The sequence below is a fragment of the Nocardioides sp. cx-173 genome (assembly GCF_021117365.1).
Classification (GTDB): Bacteria; Actinomycetota; Actinomycetes; order Propionibacteriales; family Nocardioidaceae; genus Nocardioides.
Window position 1 is genome coordinate 3,736,699 of sequence record NZ_CP088262.1, and the last position, 19,713, is coordinate 3,756,411.

Genomic DNA, 19,713 nt, shown 5'->3' on the forward strand with positions numbered 1-19,713 from the left:
GCCAGTGGCGGTGGCGGTGGCGGTGGCGGGGTGCGTGGACATGGGTCTCCTACCAGGTCTTCTGGAACTTGTTGCGGATGAAGATGGCCAGTGCGTTGAGCCCCAGGATCATGACCAGCAGCACGATGATCGCGGCCGAGGCGGCGGTGCGGAGGTCCTCCTGGGACTGGCTGGTGAGCGAGAAGATCATCATCGGCAGCGCCGTGATCTCGCTCAGGACGCCGGTCGGGTCGAAGCGCACGGACCCGGCCAGGCCGACCACGATCAGGGGTGCGGCCTCGCCGATGGCGCGCGACAGACCGAGGATGGTGCCGGTGGCGATGCCGGGAACGGCCGAGGGCAGCGTCTGGCGCCACGTCGTCTGCCACACCGTGGCGCCCAGCGCGAGGGACCCCTGCCGGATCTCCTGCGGGACCGCGCGGACTGCCTCGCGCGTGGTGATGATGATGACCGGCAGGATCAGCAGCGCCAGCGCGATCGCGCCGCCGAGCACGATGCCGCTGCGGCCGAAGCCCAGCAGCGCCATGATCGCGACGGCCAGCAGGCCGTAGACGATGGCCGGCACGGCGGCGAGGTTCTGCAGGTTGATCTCGATCAGCCGGTTCCACCAGCGCTCGCCGTCGGCGAACTCCTCGAGGTACAGCGCGGCGGCGATGCCCAGGGGCACGGCGAACAGGGCGGTGAAGACCATCAGCCACAGCGAGCCGAGGATGCCGGCGCGGAAGCCGGTCGACTCCGGGCGCACCCGCGAGCCGTACTCGGTGATCAGCGCGGAGTCGAAGCGCGGCGCACCCTGGATGGCGGTGTCGACGATGAGCACCAGGAGCACCATCACCCCGAAGAAGAGGGAGAGCCACAGGGCGCCGAGGAACACCAGCGAGCCGAGGCTCCGGTCGCGGCTGCGCCCCGTCGAGACGGTCCGCGTGACCTCGCGGGCGGCGGTGGTGGCCACACTCATCAGTAGACCTGCCTGAATCGTCGGACGAGGGCGATGCTGACGACGTTGATGACCAGGGTCAGCACGAACAGCAGCATCCCGACAGCGAACAGCTCGTTGTACGACGTGGAGCCGACGGCGTTCTCACCGCCGGCCGTGGTCGCGATGAAGCCGGTCATGGTCTGCATCCCCTCGCGAGGGTCGAGCGAGAGGTTCTTCAGCGAGCCCGCGGCGAGCGTGACGATCATGGTCTCGCCGACCGCGCGCGAGAGGCCGAGCACGATCGCCGCGGCGACGCCCGACAGCGCCGCCGGCAACACCACCCGCAGCGTGGTCTGCATCCGGTTGGCGCCCATGGCCAGCGAGCCGTGACGCAGCGCCTGCGGTACGGCGGACAGCGCGTCCTCGGAGAGCGAGGCCACGGTGGGGATGATCATCACCCCGAGCACGAGCCCGGCCGCGAGTGCGTTGGTGAAGCCCACCTCGAGGCGCAGGATGTCCTGCAGCAGCGTGGGGGTGACGAACGACAGCGCGAAGAAGCCGTAGACGACCGACGGGACGCCGGCGAGCAGCTCCACCGTCGGCTTGAGCACCCGGCGGGCGCGCGCGGAGGCGTACTCCGAGAGATACATCGCCGCGCCCAGCCCCAGCGGCACGGCCACCAGCAGGGCGATGAGCGTGGTCATCGCCGTACCGCCGACCAGCGGCAGCACGGCGTGGGTGCCTTCGACGGCGAGGAAGTCCCCGAGCGGCACCTCCGCGAAGAAGTCGATCACCGGCTGGATCAGGGCCACCACGATGCCGACGGTGATGGCGACCGAGAGCAGCGCGGACACCATCAGCACCGTGCGGACCACGGTCTCGACCGGGCGCGCCTTCCTGCTCAGGTCGGGCACCGCGGTGCCGGAGAGGCTGCTCATGAGGTTGTCAGGTCCTCGCGTCAGCCGGCGATGCCCTCGAGGGCGGACCGGGTCTCGGCGTACGCGTCGTCGCTGAGCGGGATGAACTTCCCGACCTCGGCGATCTGCGAGAGGTTCTCGATGTAGAAGTCCACGTACGCCGCCACGGCCTCGTTGTCGTCGTACTCGGCGTTGTTGACGTAGATGAACAGCGGGCGGGCCAGCGGCGCGTAGCTGCCGTCCTGCGCGGTCTCGGCGGAGGGCTCGACGCAGCCCTCGCCGTTGTCGATGGCCAGCGCCTTCAGCGAGTCGGTGTTCTCCTCGTAGTAGGTGTAGCCGAAGTAGCCGGTCGCCCCCTCGGTCCCGCCCACGCCCTGCACGAGGACGTTGTCGTCCTCGGAGGACTCGTAGTCGCTGCGCGTCGACTCCGACTCGTCGCCGATCACGTCGGCGGCCAGGTAGTCGTAGGTGCCGGAGTCGGTGCCGGGGCCGAACAGCGCGATCTTCTGGTCGGGGAAGTCCGGGTCGAGCTCGTTCCAGTTCCTGACCTGGGAGCCGGGGCCCCAGAGCCGGACGATCTGGTCGACGGTGAGGCAGTCCACGTCGAGGTCCCGGTGGACCACCATCGTCAGCGCGTCGGTGGCGACCTGGAGCTCGGTGTAGTCGATGCCGGCCTGCTTGCAGACCGCCGCCTCCTCGTCCTTGATCGGCCGGGAGGCGTCGGAGATGTCGGTCTTCCCGGCGCAGAACGCCTCGAAGCCACCACCGGTGCCGGACTCGCCGACCGTCACCTTGACGTCGGGGCTCTCCTCGAGGAGGAGCTCGGCGGCGGCGTCGCTCATGGGGAAGACCGTGGAGGAGCCGTCGACGGCGACCTTGCCGGACTGGGCCGAGCCGTCGCCGGTACTGGCGCCGGCGTCGGCGCCACCGCAGGCGCTGAGCGCGAGCGCCAGCAGGGCGATGCCGGGCAGCAGCGCTCGGCGGATGGAGGTGCTCTTCACGTCGGATCTCCTGTGTCGTCTGTGGGGTGACGATCAGAAGTGTCGAGGCCGGAGGTGGCCGGCTCTGGGGTCGACGGTGAACGAGGGATGAACTCGGCCCGTCGAGGGGCCCGCCCGGTCAGGGGCGGCGCGCGACGCGGCCTCGACTAGCGCACCAGGTGCCGCTCGGTGGCGACGACCCGGCCCTTGCGCAGGTGGACGACCAGCATCTCGCCGAGCGCGAGCGACGGGTCCTCGACGCCCAGGGCGTCGAACACCTGCGGCAGCACCGGCCGATGCGTGCACAGCACCGTGTGTCGCCCGTCGTCGAGCAGCCCGGCGACGATCTTGCGCACCCGCTTCGGCTTGGCGTCCTCCTCGCTGAGCCGGTCGTCGGTCTCGACGTCACCGCCGAGGCTCGCGGCGTACGGCGCGACGGTCTCGACGCAGCGCGTGCTGCCCGACGAGACCACGCGCACCACGCCGTACGCCGCGAGGACCGGCACCAGCCGCTCGGCCTGCGCGCGACCCACCTGCAGCAGGGGGCGCTCGCGGTCGTCGGAGCGCCAGGCCTTGCGGGAGCGGGCCTTGCCGTGGCGCAGCACGACGAGGGTGCGGGTCTTGCGCCGTACCTTCAGTGCCTCGCGCAGGGTGTCGCGGTCGTAGTCGTAGGTCAGCGCCGTCAACGCGTCCTCGGCGTCGACCCACCGGACGTCGTCGATCTCGGCGTTGGCGACGTAGCCGCTGACGTCGTGGTCGCCCAGGGGCCGGCCGGTCCAGTAGTGCACGGTCTTGTGCCCGCGGGCGACCGGGTAGCGCTGGCTCGACAGGGGTGCGCCGAGCCGCACCTGCAGCCCGGTCTCCTCGGCGACCTCGCGCACGGCGGCGGCGGTCGGGTGCTCGCCGCGGTTGAGCTTGCCCTTGGGGAAGGACCAGTCGTCGTACTTGGGCCGGTGCACCAGCAGGACACGCTTGCCGGGGCGGAAGATCACGGCGCCCGAGGACACCACGTCCGGGGCTGGCGAGGCGGGCATGACGACTAGTCTCACACCACCACGGAGCCAGGAGGGCCGACATCGCCGCGACACGCAGCCGACTGCTGACGACAGGCCTCGGCGTCCTCGTGCTGGCGCTGGTCGTGGCCACCGCCGTCGTCGGCGTACGTTGGTGGCGCGACGTGCACCGCTCCGACCTCGATCGCGCCATGTCCCTCGCCCCGGACGACGGGGACCGCTTCTCGTGGACCGACTGGGCCGGGGTGCGCGACGAGCTCGGCGTGGACCTCTCCGCCGACAGCCCGCAGGGCGAGGTCGTGGACTTCATGGCCGCGGGGTACGACGCCGACCTGACCTCGACCTCCGCGCTGCCCGAGTCGGCGCAGCAGCTGCACGTGCACTACGGCTTCTCCCCCGCCACCGCCGACTGGGAGCTCTTCAGCCAGTCCGAGGAGGGGGCGGTCGTGATGCTGCACCTGCCGGACTCGACCGACTGGGACCTGATCGCCGACCGCCTGCGCAGGCTGGGCTACGCCGAGCCCGACGAGGCGGACGGAGTGTGGGCCGGCGGGAGCGAGGCGATCGGCCGGCTGGGCGGGGTCACACCCGAGGTCAGCTTCGTGACCCTGCTCGAGGACGAGTCCCTGGTCCTCACCAGCGACACCGAGGGCTATCTCGGGAGCGCGGTCGAGGTCGCGCTCGGCGACGCGCCCTCGGTCGAGGGCTTCGAGGAGGTCGTCGAGGCCTCGGGCGAGGCGCTCTCGGCCGCCCTCTACACCGGCGCCCAGGCCTGCGGCGCCCTGGCGATGAGCCAGGCCGACGCCGACGACCAGGCCGAGGCGGACCGGCTGCTGGCGCAGGCCGGCGCGGTGGACCCGTTCACGGCGTACGCGCTCTCGGTCCAGCCCGGCCTCGACCTGCGCCTCGCGCTCGCCTTCGAGAGCGACGAGCAGGCCCGCGCCAACGCCGAATCGCGCGCCGCTCTGGCGGCGGGACCCTCGCCCGGCCAGGGCGGCGACTTCAGCGACCGCTTCGAGCTCGGCCCGGTCGAGGCCGACGGCCCCCTGCTCACCCTGGACCTCGACCCCGTCGACGGCGCCTCCGTCCTCTCCGACCTCTCCACCGGCCCGGTGCTGTTCGCGACCTGCTGAGGGGGGCGCGGTTGGGATAGTCCCGGACGTTTGTGTTGTGGATAGCGACTATCCACAACACAAAGGTCAGGGACTACCCGCTAGGAGAAGCGGCGCAGGCGCAGGCTGTTGGTGACGACGAAGACGGAGGAGAGGGCCATGGCGGCGCCGGCGAGCATGGGGTTGAGCAGGCCGGCGGCGGCCAGCGGCAGGGCGGCGACGTTGTAGGCGAACGCCCAGAAGAGGTTGCCCTTGATCACCGCCAACGTCCGCCTCGCGAGCCGTACGGCGGTCGCCGCGACCCGCAGGTCACCCCGCACCAGGGTCAGGTCGCTGGCCTCGATGGCCACGTCGGTGCCGGTGCCCAGGGCGATGCCCAGGTCCGCCTGGGCGAGCGCGGCGGCGTCGTTGACGCCGTCGCCGACCATCGCGACGGACCGGCCCTCGGCCTGCAGTCGCTTCACCACGTCGACCTTGTCGGCCGGCAGCACCTCGGCGATGACCTGGTCGATGCCGACCTCGGCCGCGACCGCCCGCGCGGCGCGCTCGTTGTCGCCGGTCAGCAGCACCGGCGCCAGGCCGAGGGCGCGCAGGTCCGACACCGCCTGACGCGAGGTCGGCTTCACGGTGTCGGCCACGACCAGCACGCCGCGGGCGCGCCCGTCCCACCCGACGGCGACCGCCGTACGGCCCGAGGCCTCGGCGTCCTCGACGGCCGCGAGCAGGTCCTGACCGAGGGGCATCCCCGCGTCCGCGAGCAGGACCGGCCGCCCGACGCGGACCTCGCGTCCCTCGACCCGGCCCTGCACCCCGAGCCCTTCGACGTTGCGGAAGCCGGTCGCGACCGTGCCCGGCGAGGCCTCCGCCACGGCCCGCGCGATCGGGTGCTCGGAGCCCGCCTCGACGGCGGCCGCGGTGCGCAGCACCTCCTCGAGCGACTCCCCGGCCGCGGGGACGGTCGAGACCAGCGTCATGCGGCCCGTGGTGACGGTGCCGGTCTTGTCCAGCACGACGGTGTCGACGGCGCGCGTCGACTCGAGGACCTCCGGGCCGCGGATCACGATGCCGAGCTGGGCGCCACGCCCCGTGCCGACCATGAGGGCGGTCGGCGTGGCCAGGCCCAGGGCGCAGGGGCAGGCCACGATCAGCACGGCCACGGCGGCCGTGAAGGCCACCGACGCGTCGGCGCCGGTGCCCAGCCAGAAGCCGAGCGTCGCGACGGCGAGCGCGATGACCAGCGGCACGAACACCCCGGAGACCCGGTCGGCCAGCCGCTGCACCTGCGCCTTGCCGTTCTGCGCCTCCTCGACCAGCCGCGCCATCTGGGCGAGCTGGGTGTCGGCGCCGACCCGCGTGGCCCGCACGACGAGCCGTCCGCTGGCGTTGACGGTCGCCCCGGTCACGACCGACCCCGGGCCCACCTCCACCGGCACCGGCTCCCCGGTGAGCATCGAGGCGTCGACCGCGGAGTGCCCGGACTCGACCACTCCGTCGGTGGCCACCTTCTCCCCCGGGCGTACGGCGAACAGGTCGCCCACCGCCAGAGTCCCCGCGGGCACCCGCGTCTCGCCGCCGTCGGGACCGTCGGGCAGCAGCGCCACGTCCTTGGCGCCGAGGTCCATCAGCGACCGGATCGCCGCGCCGGCCCGGCGCTTGGCCCGCTTCTCGAACCACCGGCCGGCCAGCAGGAAGGTGGTGACGCCGGCGGCCGCCTCCAGGTAGATGTTCTCGAGCCCGTCGGTGCGCTCCACGGTGAAGCGGAACGGATGGGTCATCCCCGGCGTGCCCGCCGTCCCCCAGAAGAGCGCGACCACCGACCACCCGAAGGCGGCCAGCACCCCGATGGAGACCAGCGTGTCCATCGTCGTGGCGCCGTGGCGCGCGTTGGCCCAGGCGGCACGGTGGAACGGCCAGGCGCCCCACACGGCGACCGGCGCGGCCAAGGTCAGCGAGGCCCACTGCCAGTACTCGAACTGGAAGGCGGGGACCATCGCCATCGCGACCACAGGCACGGTGAGCAGGGCGGAGACCACGAGTCGCTGGCGCAGTGCGTCCAGCTCCGGGTCGCCCGCGGGCTCCTCTGCTGCGGGCTCGGAGACCGGGAGCGCGGCGGAGTAGCCCGCCGCAGCGACGGTGGCCAGCAGCTCCTCGGTCGTGACCGAGGTCGGGTAGGCGACCCTCGCCTTCTCCGTGGCGTAGTTGACGCTGGCGGAGACGCCGTCGAGCTTGTTGAGCTTGCGCTCGATGCGGTTCGCGCACGAGGCGCAGGTCATGCCGCTGATCTCGAGCTCGACCTGGCTCGTCGCCGTGTCGGACATGTCAGGCCAGCTCGTAGCCCGCCTCGACGACGGCCGCCTCCACCGCGGCGCGCTCGACGGGCTCGGTGCTGGTGACCACGGCGGTGCCGGCCTCGTGGGAGACCTCCACGCTCTCGACGCCGGGGATCTCGGCGATCTCCTCGGTGACCGAGGCGGCGCAGTGGCCGCAGGTCATGCCAGTGACGTTCCAGGTGCTGGTGTGGCTCATCGTGTTCCTCTCAGGACCGGACCAGGCGGGAGATGGCCTCGACCGCCTCGTTCACCTTCTCGCGCGCCTCGGCGTCACCCGCCCGGGCGGCGTCGACGACGCAGTGGTGCATGTGCTCCTCCAGCAGGCCGATCGAGACCGCCTGGAGAGCCTTCGTCATGGCGGCGACCTGGGTGAGGATGTCGATGCAGTACTGCTCCTCCTCGACCATGCGCTGCAGCCCGCGCGCCTGCCCCTCGATGCGGCGCAGGCGCTTGAGGTAGTCGTCCTTGCGCTGGATATAGCCGTGCTGGTGACCGTCCGCCATGCCTGACACCATACCCCCCTACGGTATGAGAACCAAGGCAAGGAAAAACCCGCCAGGTACGCCGGCGGGTCGAGGGGCGTGTCGCGGGCAGGGCCCGAGGCCCTCAGGCCTCGCGCCGCGGCTGAGGCGGACGGGGATCCACGCCGAGGATCTGGTCGATCTCGTCGGCGGAGAGGTGGTCGTCGGCCTCGCTGGCGGCGATGATCAGGTTGGTCGTGAGCTCGACCTCGCCCAGGAGGTCGCCGTCCTCCAGTGTCACGTCGAACTGATCGTGCACGAGGAGCCTCCGTCCGCCGGGCCTGTCCATCCCAAGATGGTTCCCTGCCGAGCCTAGGCGCAAACCGGGCGATCCCCACTGGTCATATCGGGCCATGCCGCACCGCCCGAGAAGACCACGAGGCCCCCATCCGAACCGGATGGGGGCCTCGCGTAGAAGACTTTTCAGCCGCGTCGGTCAGACGGGGCGGACGTTCTCAGCCTGGGGACCCTTGGGGCCCTGGGTGACGTCGAACTCGACCTTCTGGTTCTCGTCCAGGGACTTGTAGCCCTGGGTCTGGATCGCCGAGTAGTGCACGAAGACGTCGTCGCCGCCGTCCTCCTGCGCGATGAAGCCGAAACCCTTCTCAGCGTTGAACCACTTCACGGTGCCTTGAGCCATGTGCTCATTACTCCTGTTATCGGAACGAAAGCCGCCACTTCGGCGACCCGCACAGATGCGGTGACACGTCGCTCCGACCCGTGATTGGTATTACCACAAACCAGAAACGCCATTGGATCACAAACTCCGCGGGCGTCAGACCAGCTGGAACTTGCATCTGTTGCACGGCAGACACTACCAAGCGAATCGCCGATCCAAACTTTTTGGTGCCATCAATCTTGTGAGCACCTGTGAAGGTTGTGCTTCCGGCACATGTCCGGGCGGGAAACGGGTCCCAGGTCGGGCCTCGCGCACGGCGCAGCCGGCCCGCAGGAGCCTCAGGCGGGACCGCCCGGCGTGGCGCGGTGGGTGCCCTCCGGCGCAGTGCCCGGGTCGGTGTTCGTGGTCTCCGGCGTGCCCGTGGTCTCCGGCGTACCCGTGGCGCCGGTCGTGTCGACCGCACGGGGGCGGTAGTCGGCGGAACGGTGGTCGACGTCGGGGTCGATCCGGTCGGCCTCGCGCAGCTGGTCCTCGTAGCGGGCCTCCTCGACGTGGTGGCCCTGGCGCGCCTCGGCGGCCCGCTGCTCGGCCCGCTCGGCCTCGGCGCGGGCGATCTTCGCCTCGGCCTCCCGCTGCTCGGCGTCCCTGGCGGTCTCGACGACCGCGCCCTGGTGGCTGCCGGCCTGCAGGCGCAGCTGCTCGGCCTCGTGACGGCGGGCCTCAGCCTTCTTCTTGTTGGCCATCGCGACCGCGACGCCGATCACGGCGAGCAGCACGAGCACGACGATGATCAGGATGATGACGGTGGTGGTGGACATGGGTCCCTCCAGGTTTCTCGACTTCGTCGGCGGTACCCGTCCGGACCGCAGCACACGCAAAGAGGGCTCCTAGCCGCCGACCGCCGCCGTCAGGAGGTCCCGGCCGGCGGCGCCCGGAGGCTGCCGCGACGGTGCCGGGAGGCGGCGCGCAGCGCGAGGGCCACGAGAACGAATCCGAGGAGGATCAGGACGAGGCCCGTCACCGCAAGCACCACGACGACCGCCCCGATGATCGGGAGCTCGGCTCCCACCTCGACGTCGCCGCGGACCGCGGGGCTGCCGTCGGCGTTCATGAGGACGTAGCTCCACTCGCCGGCGGCCGGCTCCCAGTCGATGCTCAACCGTTCGCTGCCGGAGTCCTGGGCCGTCCAGAAGTCCTGCTCGCCGGGGGCGGCCGCGGTGCCAGAGCCCGTGTGGGCGCGGTAGACGGGGCGTCCATCGTCGCGCAGGTCGGTCACGGTGACGTAGTCGACCCCGGCCAGGTAGTCCTCGACGTCGCGGGTGCGGGCGAGGCCGAGGAAGAGCTCGGCTCCGGCGACCGGCTCGGCGGTGACCCGGAAGTCGCCGGTGACCACATCCGGCAGGAAGTCACCGGGTGCCTCGTCGCGCAGGTCCACGCTGGGCGAGGTGATCGCGCTGGTCCGGGTGGACAGGTCCGTCTGGTCGCTCATCAGGTAGCCGTCCCGGTCCTTGGCCGCGACGTCGACCAGACCCAGCACCGTCCCGATGAGCCCGATCGTGAGCCCGGTGGCCACGAGCACCGAGCCGAACGTCAGCAACACGGCCCGACCGGCGCTCCAGCCGGTCTCCTCCTGCGGCGGCCTTGCTCCCCCCGGGTCGCGCCCGCCCTGGTCCAGTGCGAAGGGCGGATAGCGGTCGGTCATCAGGGTCACGTAGCCCACGACCCGGAAGCCCCACCGGTTGAGCCCGACCACCAGGTCGAACAGGCGCTGGGGGTAGCGCCCCGCGATGAGCAGGTAGCCCGCCGCCACGAGCACCAGCACCCCGAGCAGTCCGGGGACCCAGGCCGAGGACAGGTCCCCGTCGGCCGCGGCGTACCCCCCTCCGCCGAAGATCGCGAAGAGGACGAGGTACTGCGGGATGGCCAACAGCCACCACTTGACCAGGACCAGCCCGCGGGACAGGTGCTCGGGGTAGTCCACGTCGAGGTGGGCGGGATAGTCGGGCACGTCGTGCAGCGAGAAAGGCGGGTAGCGATCGGTGCCCAGGGCGCCGTAGGCGTAGAACGTGACCCGCCACGACCAGCGCAGCACCCCCACGTTGAAGTCGAACATCGCCCGTGGGTAGCGCCCGGCGAACAGGATCGCGAAGAAGGCGAGGACGCTCGTGACCGTGAAGGCGACCCCCAGGAACCACAGCACCACGTAGTGCGGGATCGCGAGCAGCCACTTCACCAGCCAGAGGGCCCGCGAGGTCTGCGGGTCGAGCTCGGCATCGAGACGCACGGGGTAGGACTCGCTCCCCGTCGGGACCTCGGTCGACATCGGGCCTCCTGCGTCGCCAGTCGGCACCCGCGGAGCGGACGCTCCCTGCCACCTTCGGTCCCGACACCTGGCCGGTGCAGGGCCGAAGGTCATCGACGTCGAGGGCCGACCGGCACCCGATCGCGACCGCGTGCCGGGACGTCAGCGAGACCTAGACGACGGCGTTGGTGCAGGCGCCGATGCCGTCGATCTCGGTGGTCACCGTGCTGCCCGGCTGCAGGAACACCTGCGGGTCACGCGCCTGACCCACCCCGGCCGGGGTGCCGGTCGCGATCAGGTCGCCGGGCCGGAGTGTGATCACGGTCGAGACGTACTCCACGAGCGCGACCGGGTCGAAGAGCAGCGTCGCGGTGTCGTCGTCCTGCATGACCACCTCGTCGACGAGCGTGCGGACGTTCAGCCGGGGACGTACGCCGCCCGGCAGCTCGTCGGGGGTCACGAGGTAGGGGCCCACGGGCGTGGTCGAGTCCCAGATCTTGCCCTGGGTCCACTCGATCGTGCGGAACTGCCAGTCGCGCACGGAGACGTCGTTCATGACGGTGAAACCGGCGATCGCGGCCTCCGCCTCGGCGGTCGACGCCCGTCGTACCTGACGCCCGATGACGACGGTGAGCTCCACCTCCCAGTCCAGCCGGTCGGTCTCCGGCGGCTTGACGAGCGGGTCGTTGGCGCCGATGAGGGTGTCGGCGAACTTGGGGAAGAGGGTGGGGTACGCCGGCAGCTCGCGTCCCATCTCCTGGATGTGGTTGGTGTAGTTGTGCCCGACGCAGACCACCTTCGACGGGCTCGGCACCACCGGGGCGAAGTCCGCCCCCGCGGCCGCGAACGTCCGGCCCCCGTCGGCCGACGCGGCCAGCTCCCAGTCCGCCTCGGCGAGCAGCGCGCCCAGGTCGGGCCGGCCGAGGTCGACCAGCCGGTCCCCCTCGAGGCGGACCGCCCGGGTCCCGTCCTCGGTGCGGATCGTCGCGAGCCTCATCGCCCCAGCACCTCCGCCAGACCTCGGAGGAGCACCGGTGGGAACGCCTCTCCCGCCGCCCGGTCCTCACCGGCGGCCGGCGTCTGGGGGCCCGGCCGGAACGAGGCCTCCAGGAGCAGGTCGAGGTAGTCGCCCGCGAACCCGACGGTGGCGCTCATGCGCACGCCCCCGCCGCGAGCCGCCGCCACGCGCCCTCGAAGAAGACGAGCGGAGCCGCCTCGGCGACCTCCACGCCCTCGCCGAAGGCGGTGATCCGGCCCACGACGAGGACATGGTCCCCGCCGTCGTAGGTGGCCCACGGCTCGCACTCGAAGTAGGCCAGAGCGCCGGCGAGCCGAGGCGATCGGCCCGTGGTCAGCCACTCGACCTCCGCGCCGCCCGGCCGGCCGGCGAAGTGCAGGCCGGTGTCAAGCTGCTGCTCGGCCAGCACGTTGACGGTGTAGTAGCCGGTCTCGAGGAACTCCCGCGCACGTGAGGTCTTCTTGACCGCCACCAGTGCCAGCGCCGGGTCCAGGGAGACGGAGGTGAAGGAGTTCGCCGTCATGCCGTAGCGCACCCCGTCGGCCTCGTAGGTCACCGCGACGACGCCGGTGGCGAACCGCCCGAAGGCGGCGCGCAGGGCGCCCGAGTCCGCGACAGGGGGCGCGTCGATCAGTTTGTGGGACATGGGATCTCTCCTCTTGACGTGCACTCGAGAGTGGTCAGAACGCCTCGGCGAGGGCATCGGCCTCGTCGACGTAGCCGGTGGCGGTGCCCTCGGGCATCGCCGAGCGGAGCAGCGGGTAGCCGACCAGGGCGACCACGAATGACACCAGGAAGCCGAGAGTGAGGACCTCTGCCTCCATCAGCCAGATGCCGATGCCGGCGGACAGGACCAGCGTGATCACGCCCGCCCAGTTCCACCGCTCGACCCGGTGGCTCCCGTCGACGTTCCCGCGCCGCACCACGTAGTAGTCGGCGATCATGACGCCGGCCATGGCCAGAGTCATCGCACCCAGGTAAGTCAGGTAGGTGTTGAACTCGTCGAGGATGCCGGCGGCGATCATCACCAGGGCGATGAGGTTGCCGACCACGACCATGACGGCGCGACCGGGCTTCTTGCCGAACAGGGAGTCGACGAGGTTCACCAGCGTCAGCGAGCCGGAGTAGGCGTTGATCGCCTGCGCCTTCGCCTGCGCGGCGTAGATCGTGATGAAGCCGGCCCAGCCGGCGAAGATCACGAAGAACGCACCGGTGTTGCCCATGACCAGGCCGCTGCCGGCACCGGCCGCCGCCTCGGGGCTGAGGCCGGCGTCGCGCGCCATGAGGTACTCCACGACCTCGGGCATGCCGCCGATGACGACGAGCGACCCGAGCACGATCATGACGACGTTCTGCACCAGAGGTCCGGCGGCCGCCAGGACGGTCACGTCCCGGCCGGTGCGGGCGTAGCGGGCGAAGTCGGCGGTGACCAGGGCGATCGTCCCGGCGGTCGCGCCCATGACCGAGACGGCGGTCTCGAACTTGGTCCAGCCACCGCCCGGCACGACGCCCTCGAACTCGAACACCGCGGACATGCTCGCGCCGTCGACGACGTAGATCTGCACGATCATGTACGCCGTGACCAGCAGGGTCACCACGATCATCGCCGCCCCGGCCCGGAGCGCGAGCTTGAGCCCGAAGATGGCGAGGGCGATCCACAGCAGGGTGAGGACGCCGTACACGCCGATCTTGGAGGCCCAGGTGTCCTCCCACTCGAACATCAGGAGCGTGCCCTCGTAGAGCAGCGCGGACTCGACGGCGAGGAAGCCGAGGATCATCACCGCGAACACGACCGAGCCGACGGCCGAGCCTCGCTGCCCGAAGCCGAAGAACCTGGAGGTCACGGTGCCCGACAGGCCGGTGCGGTAGGCCATGTCACCGAGCAGCTTGCCCAGCGCGAAGCCGAACAGCCCGACCGCGACGCCGGCGACCAGGCCCCAGACGAAGCCGGCCAGGGTCACGGTGAACCCGGCGATCGCGAAGATCACCAGGGCCGTGGCGACGCTGACGGGCGAGAGGGCGAGCTGGAAGCCGTTGCGCCGGTCGGCCGCAGGGACGCTCACGAGGGCGTGGTCCTCGGCGGCCGCGGCAAGCGAGGAGCTCACGGACTCGGGTGAGCGGGGTTGTTCGACAGAGGTCATGGGTGTTCCTTCGAGTGGGCACCTCAGCGGACGCCGACAGGAGTCGGGCCCGGATCGGGGACGGTGAGTGGAGCGACGGTCCGAGACGTGGGGTGGAGCGGGTGCAGGGGGCGGTCAGCCGGCGCTGCAGCCGACGACCGCCATGGCCTCGATCTCGAGGACGATCTCGGGCTTGGCGAGGCTGGAGACCTCGACCAGGGTGCAGGCGGGGAAGTCGCCGGTGAAGAACTCCTCGCGGGCCTTCCAGACGGCGCGGTTCTGGGTGATGTCGGTGACGAAGATGGTCATCTTGACCACGTCGTCCATCACGCCGCCGGCGGCCTCGACCAGGTCCTTGATCTTGGTGAAGATCACCTGGGCCTGCTCGTACTCCCCGCCGACGACGGTCTCGCCGTCGTCGGCCCGGGCGGTCATGCCCGAGACGAGGACGAGGTCGCCGATCCGGTAGCAGTTCGACCACAGCTTGTCGGCGGGCTCGCGCACCGAGTCCGAGCGGACCCGCTGCTTCCTCTGGCCCTGGGTGCTGGCAACGGTGTCCATGGCGATGTTCATGACGGGTTCCTCACAGCTCGATCAGGTGGTCCCAGGCGGAGGTACCGCCCCAGTTCACGCACACCGACTGGCGGCGCATGAAGCCCTGCCAGGCGTCCGACCCGGCGGTGCGCCCGCCCCCGGTCTCCTTCTCCCCACCGAAGGCCGCCCCGACGTCGGCGCCGGTCGTCCCCATGTTGATCCGGACGATCCCGCAGTCGCTGCCGCGCGCCGACAGGAACGTCTCGATGTGGGTGAGGTTCGTGGAGTGCATGCCGGAGGCCAGGCCCTGGGCGACGTCGTTGTGGATCCGGATCGCCTCGTCGAGCGTCTCGTAGGTCAGCACCGACACGATCGGGGCGAACGTCTCCTCCTGGGCGATCTCGGAGTCCGGCTTCACGCCGGTGACGATGGCCGGCTCGACGTAGAGCCCCGGCCGGTCCAGGACCTGACCGCCGTAGACCACGGAGGCACCCTGGGCGGTCGCCTGCTCCAGGACCCGCCGGTACTGGTCGACCGCGGCGGCGTCGATGAGCGGGCCGACGACGCTGTCGGGGTCGCGCGGGTCACCGAGGGGGATCTGGTCGAAGGCCAGCTTCATCTTCTCCACCAGCGCGTCGACGATGTCGACGTGCGCGATGACCCGACGCGTGCTGGTGCAGCGCTGCCCGGTGGTGCCGACGACGCCGAAGGTCAGTGCCTTGGCGGCGAGGTCCAGGTCGGCGGTCTCGTCGACGATGCAGCCGTTGTTGCCGGAGCACTCGAGCTGGTAGCGCCGGCCGAGGGTCGAGCCGACCACCGCGGCGACCCGCTTGCCGACACCGGTGGAGCCGGTGAAGGAGATCATGGCGACGCGCCGGTCGGCCACCATCAGCTCGGCGTCGGCGTCGTCCGCCGGGAGGTAGAGCGAGAAGACCCCGGGGTGACCCAGCTCCTCGGCAGCCTGGTTGACCAGCTGCTGCACGGCGATCGCGGTCAGCGGCACCTTCGGGCTGGGCTTCCAGATGACGGTGTTGCCGGCGATCGCGGAGAGGAAGCCGTTCTGGGCCCACACGGCCGCGGGGAAGTTGTAGGCGCTGATGATCCCGACGACGCCGAGAGGCAGCCACTGGTCGTACATGCGGTGGTCCACCCGCTGCGACTGCTGGGTGTGGCCGTAGAGCATCCGTGCCTGGCCCGCCGCCAGGACGGACATGTCCACCGACTCCTTGAGCTCGCCCTTGGCCTCCATCACCGACTTGCCGGTGTCGAGGCAGACGATGGCCGCCAGTGCGTCCATGTTCTCGTCGATCAGCTGGCCGATCCGGCGCACCAGCTCCCCGCGCCGCGGCGCGGGGACGTCGCGCCACCGCTCCTGCGCGGCGGTCGCCGTGGCCAGGATCTCCTCGTAGTCCGCGGCCGTCGAGCTGGCGACCCGGGCGACGACGGTGCCGTCGGCGGGGCACTCGGCGTCGATCAGGTCGCGGCCCTCGACCGGGCCCCAGCCGGTGCCGGCCGAGTAGGTCCCGGAGTGGACCCGCTGGAGGCCGAAGGCGGCGAGCGCCTCGGCGGTGTCGAACCTCTGGTCGGTCATGTCTTTGCTCCCGTTCACGGCGGTCATGCCGGGTCCTTGGCGAGGAAGTCGCCGATGGTCTCGTCGGTGTGGTACTCGGGCTTCTCGTAGTAGTGCGGGCCGTCGTAGATCTCGACCAGCACGCTGCGCTCGTGCGCGAGGGTGGGGCCGTGCGGGTGGTCCTTCGGGTTCATGTAGAAGGACCCGGGCCGCAGCCGCTTGCCGGAGTCGGTGTACTCGTAGTCGCCCTCGAGGCAGTACATGAACTGGTTCGAGGCGTGGGTGTGCTTGGTGGGGATCCGGCCGCCGGGCTCGTACTCGAGCAGCGCGATGCTGGCCCCGGTCTCCTCGTTCTTGAACAGGAAGTACTGGCGGAAGCCGTACTCCGGGTAGTCGATCCACTGGTCCTCATCGAGCTCCGTGGCGTGGATCAGCACCTCGAGGGACTTCATGGTGGCCTCGTTCACGTCGGTCATGCGATTTCCTCTGGCTCCTCTGGGGCGGGGCGGCCGGCGGCCACCCAGGCGTGAAACTCCGTCGTGCTCTCCGGGGTCGCGGGGAACAGGCCGAAGAGGGGTCGACCGGCCCCGATCTGCAGCTCGGCGAACTGCTCGTACTCGTGGGCGGCGTAGGCCGCCTCGGCGATCTCGACGACGAGGTGACGTGGGATCACCACGACCCCGTCGTTGTCCCCGACCACGATGTCGCCGGGGTAGACCGCCACGCCGGCGCAGCCGATCGGCTCGTCCAGCGCGACGGGGTGCAGCACGATCGGGGTGGCGGGCGTGGCGTTGCCGCGCTGGTAGCAGGGCAGGCCGGTCGCTGCGATCGCCGTGGTGTCGCGGTAGCCACCGTCGGTGATCGCCCCGGCGACCCCGCGCCGGCGCAGCCGGGCGGCCATCATGTCGCCCATGGACGAGGCGCGGGTGGAGCCGAAGGCGTCGATCACCAGCACCGAGCCGGGCGGCGCCTCCTCGATGGCGCGCCGGTGCAGGTTGGAGTCCTTGCCGTACTCCGCCATCGAGTCCAGGTCCTCACGAGCCGGGATGAAGCGCAGGGTGTACGCCGGACCCACCAGCTGCTCCTGACCGGCGACCAGCGGGGCGACCCCGTGCATCACGACGTTGCGGAAGCCTCGGGCGTAGAGCGCGTTGGCGACGTTCGCGGTGCCCACCTGGCGCAGCTGCTCGAGGGCCGCCTCCTCCTCGGGGCTCACTGGAAGAACTCCAGCGGCGGGCGGTTGCCCCACTGCGTCGTCTCGCTCGCGGTGCCGTTGAAGGACGTGGGCCGGTGGCCGGCGTCCACGACGTCGCCGTCGGTGTAGTGCTCGATGCGGAACCCGTGCGGGTCCTTCCAGTAGTCGAAGACCTGGCTGCCCAGACGGTGCCGGCCGACACCGACGTCGAGCGAGAAGCCCTCCTGGAGCAGGTAGTCGTGCGCCGACATGACCGCGTCCAGGTCGAGGACCTCGAAGGCGCTGTGGTGCACGCCGACCCAGTCCGACTGCAGGACCAGCAGGAAGTGGTGGTCGACCAGCTGGTCGCCGAGGTCCAGCCGGAGGAACGTGCCGTACGGCGGCCCGTCCGTGCCCGGCGGAACCATGTAGTCCGAGGGCAGGAAGTTGAAGCGCTCGGTCAGCCAGGCCACGGTCGCGTCGTGGTCGCTCACGTGAAGCACGAAGTGCCCCAGCCGCGCGACGGTGCACGGGGCGGTGCTGATCCGGACCGGCTCGTGGACGCGCGGCTTCTCGACCAGGTTGTTGAACTTGAACGGCGCCCGGTCCGGGATCGGCTCGGCCGCCGCGCGACCCCAGATCGCCTTGATCTCGATCCCGTCCGGGGTGTGCATGACGACCTCGAGGCCGCCTCCCGGCTCGGTGGCCTCGCGGACCGGCGAGGACCCCTCCATGGCGGCGAGCTCGTCGAGGTCCGCGCGGGTCGCCATCTCGACGGACGCCCCGACGAAGCGCTGCTTGGACGCCTTGCGGCTGACATGGATGTGGTGCTGGGTCCCCGTGCCCCGCATGTAGAGGGTCTGCTCGTCGCTGCCCTCCGCCCGGGTCATCCCGAACGCGGTCAGGAACCTCTCCTGGAGCGCCAGGTCGGGGATCTCATAGGTGACCTGGGCGCAGTCGACTGCGGTCGCCATGGCTGCCTCTCTCTCGGTCCCGGCCGTCAGCGGCCGAGGATGCTGACGTCGTCGGGCGAGACCATGTCCGTGACGGTCCAGCCGTCGAGGTCGTAGTCGTCCATCGCGGACTGTGCGAACTCGCGGCACTCCTCGAGCAGGCCGGTGCCCATCGCGGCGAAGAGGTTGGTCTGACGGGTGACGTCGTTGCTGCCGATGTAGTTGATCTCGTAGAGCTCGTGGCGGGCGCCGAACTCGGTGCCGATGGAGTCCCACAGCATCTTCATGACCTTGACGCGCTCCTCGGCGGTGATGCCGTTGGTGCCGCGCAGGTAGGTCTGCAGGTAGCCGCTGATCTCGGGCGCCTTGAAGTCGCTGGCGTGGGAGTTGAGGTAGATGAGCCCGCTGGCGACGACCTGCTCGATGATGTTCTTGATCTTCGGCATCGCGAGCTGGTTCATCACCCGGTAGGCACCGGCGAAGTGCGGGTCGGGGCGGACCATGCCGTTCTTCCACGGCACCCCGCTCTTGGCCATCGCGTCGGAGAGGGCCCAGAAGGTGTTGCGCCAGGCGATGACCTCGCCCAGCTGCGACTTCACGCCGTGGAACTCCCCGGCGCCCGTCACGTCGAGCGCCTTGGACAGCAGGCCGACCAGGAAGTCGAGCTTGACCGCGAACCGGGTGCAGCCGTGCAGCGAGGCTCGCTCGAGGTAGCCCGAGTGGACGTTGTAGCGGTTGGCCTGCTCGAGGTCGTTGTGGATGAACACGTTCTCCCACGGCACGAAGACCTCGTCGAAGACCAGGATGGCGTCGTTCTCGTCCAGCCGGCTGGAGAGCGGGTAGTCGAACGGGCTGCCCAGCACGGCGGCGCGGTACTCGTTGGAGGTGCGGCAGATGAGCTTCACGCCGGGGGCGTTGGTGGGCGTGATGAACACCGGCGAGTACGCCGGGTCCTGGATCGCGACCTGACCGACGTGGCCGACGAACGTGTAGTGCGTGAGAGCCGAGCCGGTCGCGACCACCTTGGCGCCCGAGACGTAGATGCCCTCGGCGGTCTCGCGGGTGACCCGCATGAAGACGTCCTTGCCGGCCTCGGCGCCGTCGGCGCGGTCGACCGGGGGGTTCATGATCGCGTGGTTGATGTAGTACGTCCGCTCCTGCGCCTTGCGGTACCAGGCGAGGGCGTTCTCCTCGTAGCCGCGGTAGAAGTCGAAGTTAGCGCCGAGGGTGCCGAGGAAGCAGCCCTTGTAGTCCGGCGAGCGGCCCATCCAGCCCCAGGTGATCCGCTGCCACTCCGCGATCGCGTCGCGGGCGGCGACCTGCTCCTCGACGCTGTTCGCGGCGCGGAAGAAGCGGTGCGTGAAGCCGCCCCACTCCGTCGGCGTGGTGAGGATGTCCTTGCGGGCCGGGTCGTGCAGCGCGTCGTACATGCGGGCGATCATGCGAGCGGAGTTACGGAACGCGGGGTGCTCCGCGACGTTCTTCACGCGCTCGCCGTAGATCCAGACCTCGCGTCCGTCGTCAAGGCTGGCGAGGTACTCCTCGCCGGTGAAGGGGACGAGGTCGACGTCCTGCTCGGTCGTGTCGTCCTTGATCAGCAGCTCGCTCATGGGCTCGGCTCTCCAGGCTTG

At 70.8% G+C, this 19,713-nt stretch carries 22 protein-coding genes; 1 reads left to right on the top strand and 21 read right to left on the bottom strand.

Annotation, left to right across the window (positions count from 1 at the left end):
• Window positions 1-49 precede the first annotated feature (49 nt).
• The 4 genes from pstA to LQ940_RS18310 all read right to left on the bottom strand — a co-directional run bounded on the left by pstA (window position 50) and on the right by LQ940_RS18310 (window position 3,850).
• A complete protein-coding gene (gene pstA / locus LQ940_RS18295; protein WP_269215041.1) occupies window positions 50-958 on the bottom strand; it encodes a phosphate ABC transporter permease PstA in 909 nt (302 codons plus the stop codon).
• Window positions 958-1,857 (bottom strand): phosphate ABC transporter permease subunit PstC, encoded by a 900-nt coding sequence (pstC, locus tag LQ940_RS18300; RefSeq protein WP_231244633.1) that lies wholly within the window; start codon window positions 1,855-1,857, stop codon window positions 958-960. The genes pstA and pstC overlap by 1 nt, the downstream gene beginning before the upstream one ends.
• 20 nt (window positions 1,858-1,877) lie before the next feature.
• Window positions 1,878-2,837: a PstS family phosphate ABC transporter substrate-binding protein gene (locus LQ940_RS18305; protein ID WP_231244632.1), complete on the bottom strand. Its 960-nt coding sequence runs from the start codon at window positions 2,835-2,837 to the stop codon at window positions 1,878-1,880.
• Window positions 2,838-2,983: 146 nt separating this feature from the next.
• Complete coding sequence (locus LQ940_RS18310) at window positions 2,984-3,850, bottom strand: NUDIX hydrolase (RefSeq protein WP_231244631.1); 867 nt, start codon at window positions 3,848-3,850, stop codon at window positions 2,984-2,986.
• Between the two features lie 89 nt (window positions 3,851-3,939).
• On the opposite strand from LQ940_RS18310, the gene LQ940_RS18315 reads away from it, so the two are divergent.
• Window positions 3,940-4,962 carry a hypothetical protein gene (locus tag LQ940_RS18315; protein WP_231244630.1) on the top strand — a complete coding sequence of 341 codons (1,023 nt, stop codon included), beginning with the start codon at window positions 3,940-3,942 and terminating at the stop codon, window positions 4,960-4,962.
• 80 nt (window positions 4,963-5,042) lie between these two features.
• Here the strand turns inward: LQ940_RS18315 and LQ940_RS18320 are convergent, their stop codons facing one another.
• The 17 genes from LQ940_RS18320 to LQ940_RS18400 form a co-directional block, all read right to left on the bottom strand.
• Window positions 5,043-7,259, bottom strand: coding sequence for a heavy metal translocating P-type ATPase (locus tag LQ940_RS18320; RefSeq protein WP_231244629.1), 2,217 nt, complete (start codon window positions 7,257-7,259; stop codon window positions 5,043-5,045).
• Between the two features lies 1 nt (window position 7,260).
• Window positions 7,261-7,467, bottom strand: coding sequence for a heavy-metal-associated domain-containing protein (locus tag LQ940_RS18325; protein WP_231244628.1), 207 nt, complete (start codon window positions 7,465-7,467; stop codon window positions 7,261-7,263).
• A gap of 10 nt (window positions 7,468-7,477) precedes the next feature.
• Window positions 7,478-7,774 (bottom strand): metal-sensitive transcriptional regulator, encoded by a 297-nt coding sequence (locus LQ940_RS18330; RefSeq protein WP_231244627.1) that lies wholly within the window; start codon window positions 7,772-7,774, stop codon window positions 7,478-7,480.
• A gap of 103 nt (window positions 7,775-7,877) precedes the next feature.
• A complete protein-coding gene (locus LQ940_RS18335; RefSeq protein ID WP_231244626.1) occupies window positions 7,878-8,051 on the bottom strand; it encodes a hypothetical protein in 174 nt (57 codons plus the stop codon).
• A 177-nt stretch (window positions 8,052-8,228) separates the two neighbouring features.
• Complete coding sequence (locus LQ940_RS18340; protein ID WP_056863399.1) at window positions 8,229-8,432, bottom strand: cold-shock protein; 204 nt, start codon at window positions 8,430-8,432, stop codon at window positions 8,229-8,231.
• Between the two features lie 317 nt (window positions 8,433-8,749).
• Window positions 8,750-9,229: a hypothetical protein gene (locus tag LQ940_RS18345; protein WP_231244625.1), complete on the bottom strand. Its 480-nt coding sequence runs from the start codon at window positions 9,227-9,229 to the stop codon at window positions 8,750-8,752.
• A gap of 89 nt (window positions 9,230-9,318) precedes the next feature.
• Window positions 9,319-10,734 carry a DUF4389 domain-containing protein gene (locus LQ940_RS18350; protein WP_231244624.1) on the bottom strand — a complete coding sequence of 472 codons (1,416 nt, stop codon included), beginning with the start codon at window positions 10,732-10,734 and terminating at the stop codon, window positions 9,319-9,321.
• Between the two features lie 151 nt (window positions 10,735-10,885).
• Window positions 10,886-11,710, bottom strand: coding sequence for a fumarylacetoacetate hydrolase family protein (locus LQ940_RS18355; RefSeq protein WP_231244623.1), 825 nt, complete (start codon window positions 11,708-11,710; stop codon window positions 10,886-10,888).
• Entirely contained in the window at window positions 11,707-11,868 is a 162-nt protein-coding gene (locus LQ940_RS18360) for a hypothetical protein (protein WP_231244622.1), read from the bottom strand. The genes LQ940_RS18355 and LQ940_RS18360 overlap by 4 nt, the downstream gene beginning before the upstream one ends.
• Entirely contained in the window at window positions 11,865-12,377 is a 513-nt protein-coding gene (locus tag LQ940_RS18365) for a flavin reductase family protein (RefSeq protein ID WP_231244621.1), read from the bottom strand. Before LQ940_RS18365 ends, LQ940_RS18360 begins: the two co-directional genes overlap by 4 nt.
• A 34-nt stretch (window positions 12,378-12,411) precedes the next feature.
• Window positions 12,412-13,872, bottom strand: a complete 1,461-nt coding sequence (locus tag LQ940_RS18370; RefSeq protein ID WP_231244620.1) for a purine-cytosine permease family protein — start codon at window positions 13,870-13,872, stop codon at window positions 12,412-12,414.
• 114 nt (window positions 13,873-13,986) lie between these two features.
• Window positions 13,987-14,424: a RidA family protein gene (locus LQ940_RS18375; protein WP_231244619.1), complete on the bottom strand. Its 438-nt coding sequence runs from the start codon at window positions 14,422-14,424 to the stop codon at window positions 13,987-13,989.
• Window positions 14,425-14,434: 10 nt separating this feature from the next.
• The gene (locus LQ940_RS18380; protein WP_231244618.1) at window positions 14,435-15,976 is read right to left on the bottom strand and encodes an aldehyde dehydrogenase family protein; all 1,542 of its coding nucleotides are present in this window, start codon (window positions 15,974-15,976) and stop codon (window positions 14,435-14,437) included.
• A 23-nt stretch (window positions 15,977-15,999) separates the two neighbouring features.
• Window positions 16,000-16,431, bottom strand: a complete 432-nt coding sequence (locus LQ940_RS18385) for a cupin domain-containing protein (RefSeq protein ID WP_231244617.1) — start codon at window positions 16,429-16,431, stop codon at window positions 16,000-16,002.
• The gene (locus LQ940_RS18390) at window positions 16,428-17,171 is read right to left on the bottom strand and encodes a ribonuclease activity regulator RraA (protein WP_231244616.1); all 744 of its coding nucleotides are present in this window, start codon (window positions 17,169-17,171) and stop codon (window positions 16,428-16,430) included. The genes LQ940_RS18385 and LQ940_RS18390 overlap by 4 nt, the downstream gene beginning before the upstream one ends.
• On the bottom strand, window positions 17,168-18,103 hold the full coding sequence (locus LQ940_RS18395) for a VOC family protein (protein WP_231244615.1): 936 nt from the start codon (window positions 18,101-18,103) through the stop codon (window positions 17,168-17,170). The genes LQ940_RS18390 and LQ940_RS18395 overlap by 4 nt, the downstream gene beginning before the upstream one ends.
• Before the next feature lie 26 nt (window positions 18,104-18,129).
• On the bottom strand, window positions 18,130-19,692 hold the full coding sequence (locus LQ940_RS18400; RefSeq protein WP_231244614.1) for a 4-hydroxyphenylacetate 3-hydroxylase family protein: 1,563 nt from the start codon (window positions 19,690-19,692) through the stop codon (window positions 18,130-18,132).
• Window positions 19,693-19,713 lie beyond the last annotated feature (21 nt).

Coding starts and splice junctions, on each gene's coding strand:
- LQ940_RS18350 (WP_231244624.1), bottom strand. CDS start 10,734: ATGTCGACCGAGGTCCCGACGGGGAGCGAGTCCTACCCCGTGCGTCTC.
- LQ940_RS18370 (WP_231244620.1), bottom strand. CDS start 13,872: ATGACCTCTGTCGAACAACCCCGCTCACCCGAGTCCGTGAGCTCCTCG.
- LQ940_RS18325 (WP_231244628.1), bottom strand. CDS start 7,467: ATGAGCCACACCAGCACCTGGAACGTCACTGGCATGACCTGCGGCCAC.
- LQ940_RS18400 (WP_231244614.1), bottom strand. CDS start 19,692: ATGAGCGAGCTGCTGATCAAGGACGACACGACCGAGCAGGACGTCGAC.
- LQ940_RS18345 (WP_231244625.1), bottom strand. CDS start 9,229: ATGTCCACCACCACCGTCATCATCCTGATCATCGTCGTGCTCGTGCTG.
- LQ940_RS18375 (WP_231244619.1), bottom strand. CDS start 14,424: ATGAACATCGCCATGGACACCGTTGCCAGCACCCAGGGCCAGAGGAAG.
- LQ940_RS18365 (WP_231244621.1), bottom strand. CDS start 12,377: ATGTCCCACAAACTGATCGACGCGCCCCCTGTCGCGGACTCGGGCGCC.
- LQ940_RS18320 (WP_231244629.1), bottom strand. CDS start 7,259: ATGTCCGACACGGCGACGAGCCAGGTCGAGCTCGAGATCAGCGGCATG.
- pstC (WP_231244633.1), bottom strand. CDS start 1,857: ATGAGCAGCCTCTCCGGCACCGCGGTGCCCGACCTGAGCAGGAAGGCG.
- LQ940_RS18385 (WP_231244617.1), bottom strand. CDS start 16,431: ATGACCGACGTGAACGAGGCCACCATGAAGTCCCTCGAGGTGCTGATC.
- LQ940_RS18340 (WP_056863399.1), bottom strand. CDS start 8,432: ATGGCTCAAGGCACCGTGAAGTGGTTCAACGCTGAGAAGGGTTTCGGC.
- LQ940_RS18380 (WP_231244618.1), bottom strand. CDS start 15,976: ATGACCGACCAGAGGTTCGACACCGCCGAGGCGCTCGCCGCCTTCGGC.
- LQ940_RS18360 (WP_231244622.1), bottom strand. CDS start 11,868: ATGAGCGCCACCGTCGGGTTCGCGGGCGACTACCTCGACCTGCTCCTG.
- LQ940_RS18395 (WP_231244615.1), bottom strand. CDS start 18,103: ATGGCGACCGCAGTCGACTGCGCCCAGGTCACCTATGAGATCCCCGAC.
- pstA (WP_269215041.1), bottom strand. CDS start 958: ATGAGTGTGGCCACCACCGCCGCCCGCGAGGTCACGCGGACCGTCTCG.
- LQ940_RS18310 (WP_231244631.1), bottom strand. CDS start 3,850: ATGCCCGCCTCGCCAGCCCCGGACGTGGTGTCCTCGGGCGCCGTGATC.
- LQ940_RS18355 (WP_231244623.1), bottom strand. CDS start 11,710: ATGAGGCTCGCGACGATCCGCACCGAGGACGGGACCCGGGCGGTCCGC.
- LQ940_RS18330 (WP_231244627.1), bottom strand. CDS start 7,774: ATGGCGGACGGTCACCAGCACGGCTATATCCAGCGCAAGGACGACTAC.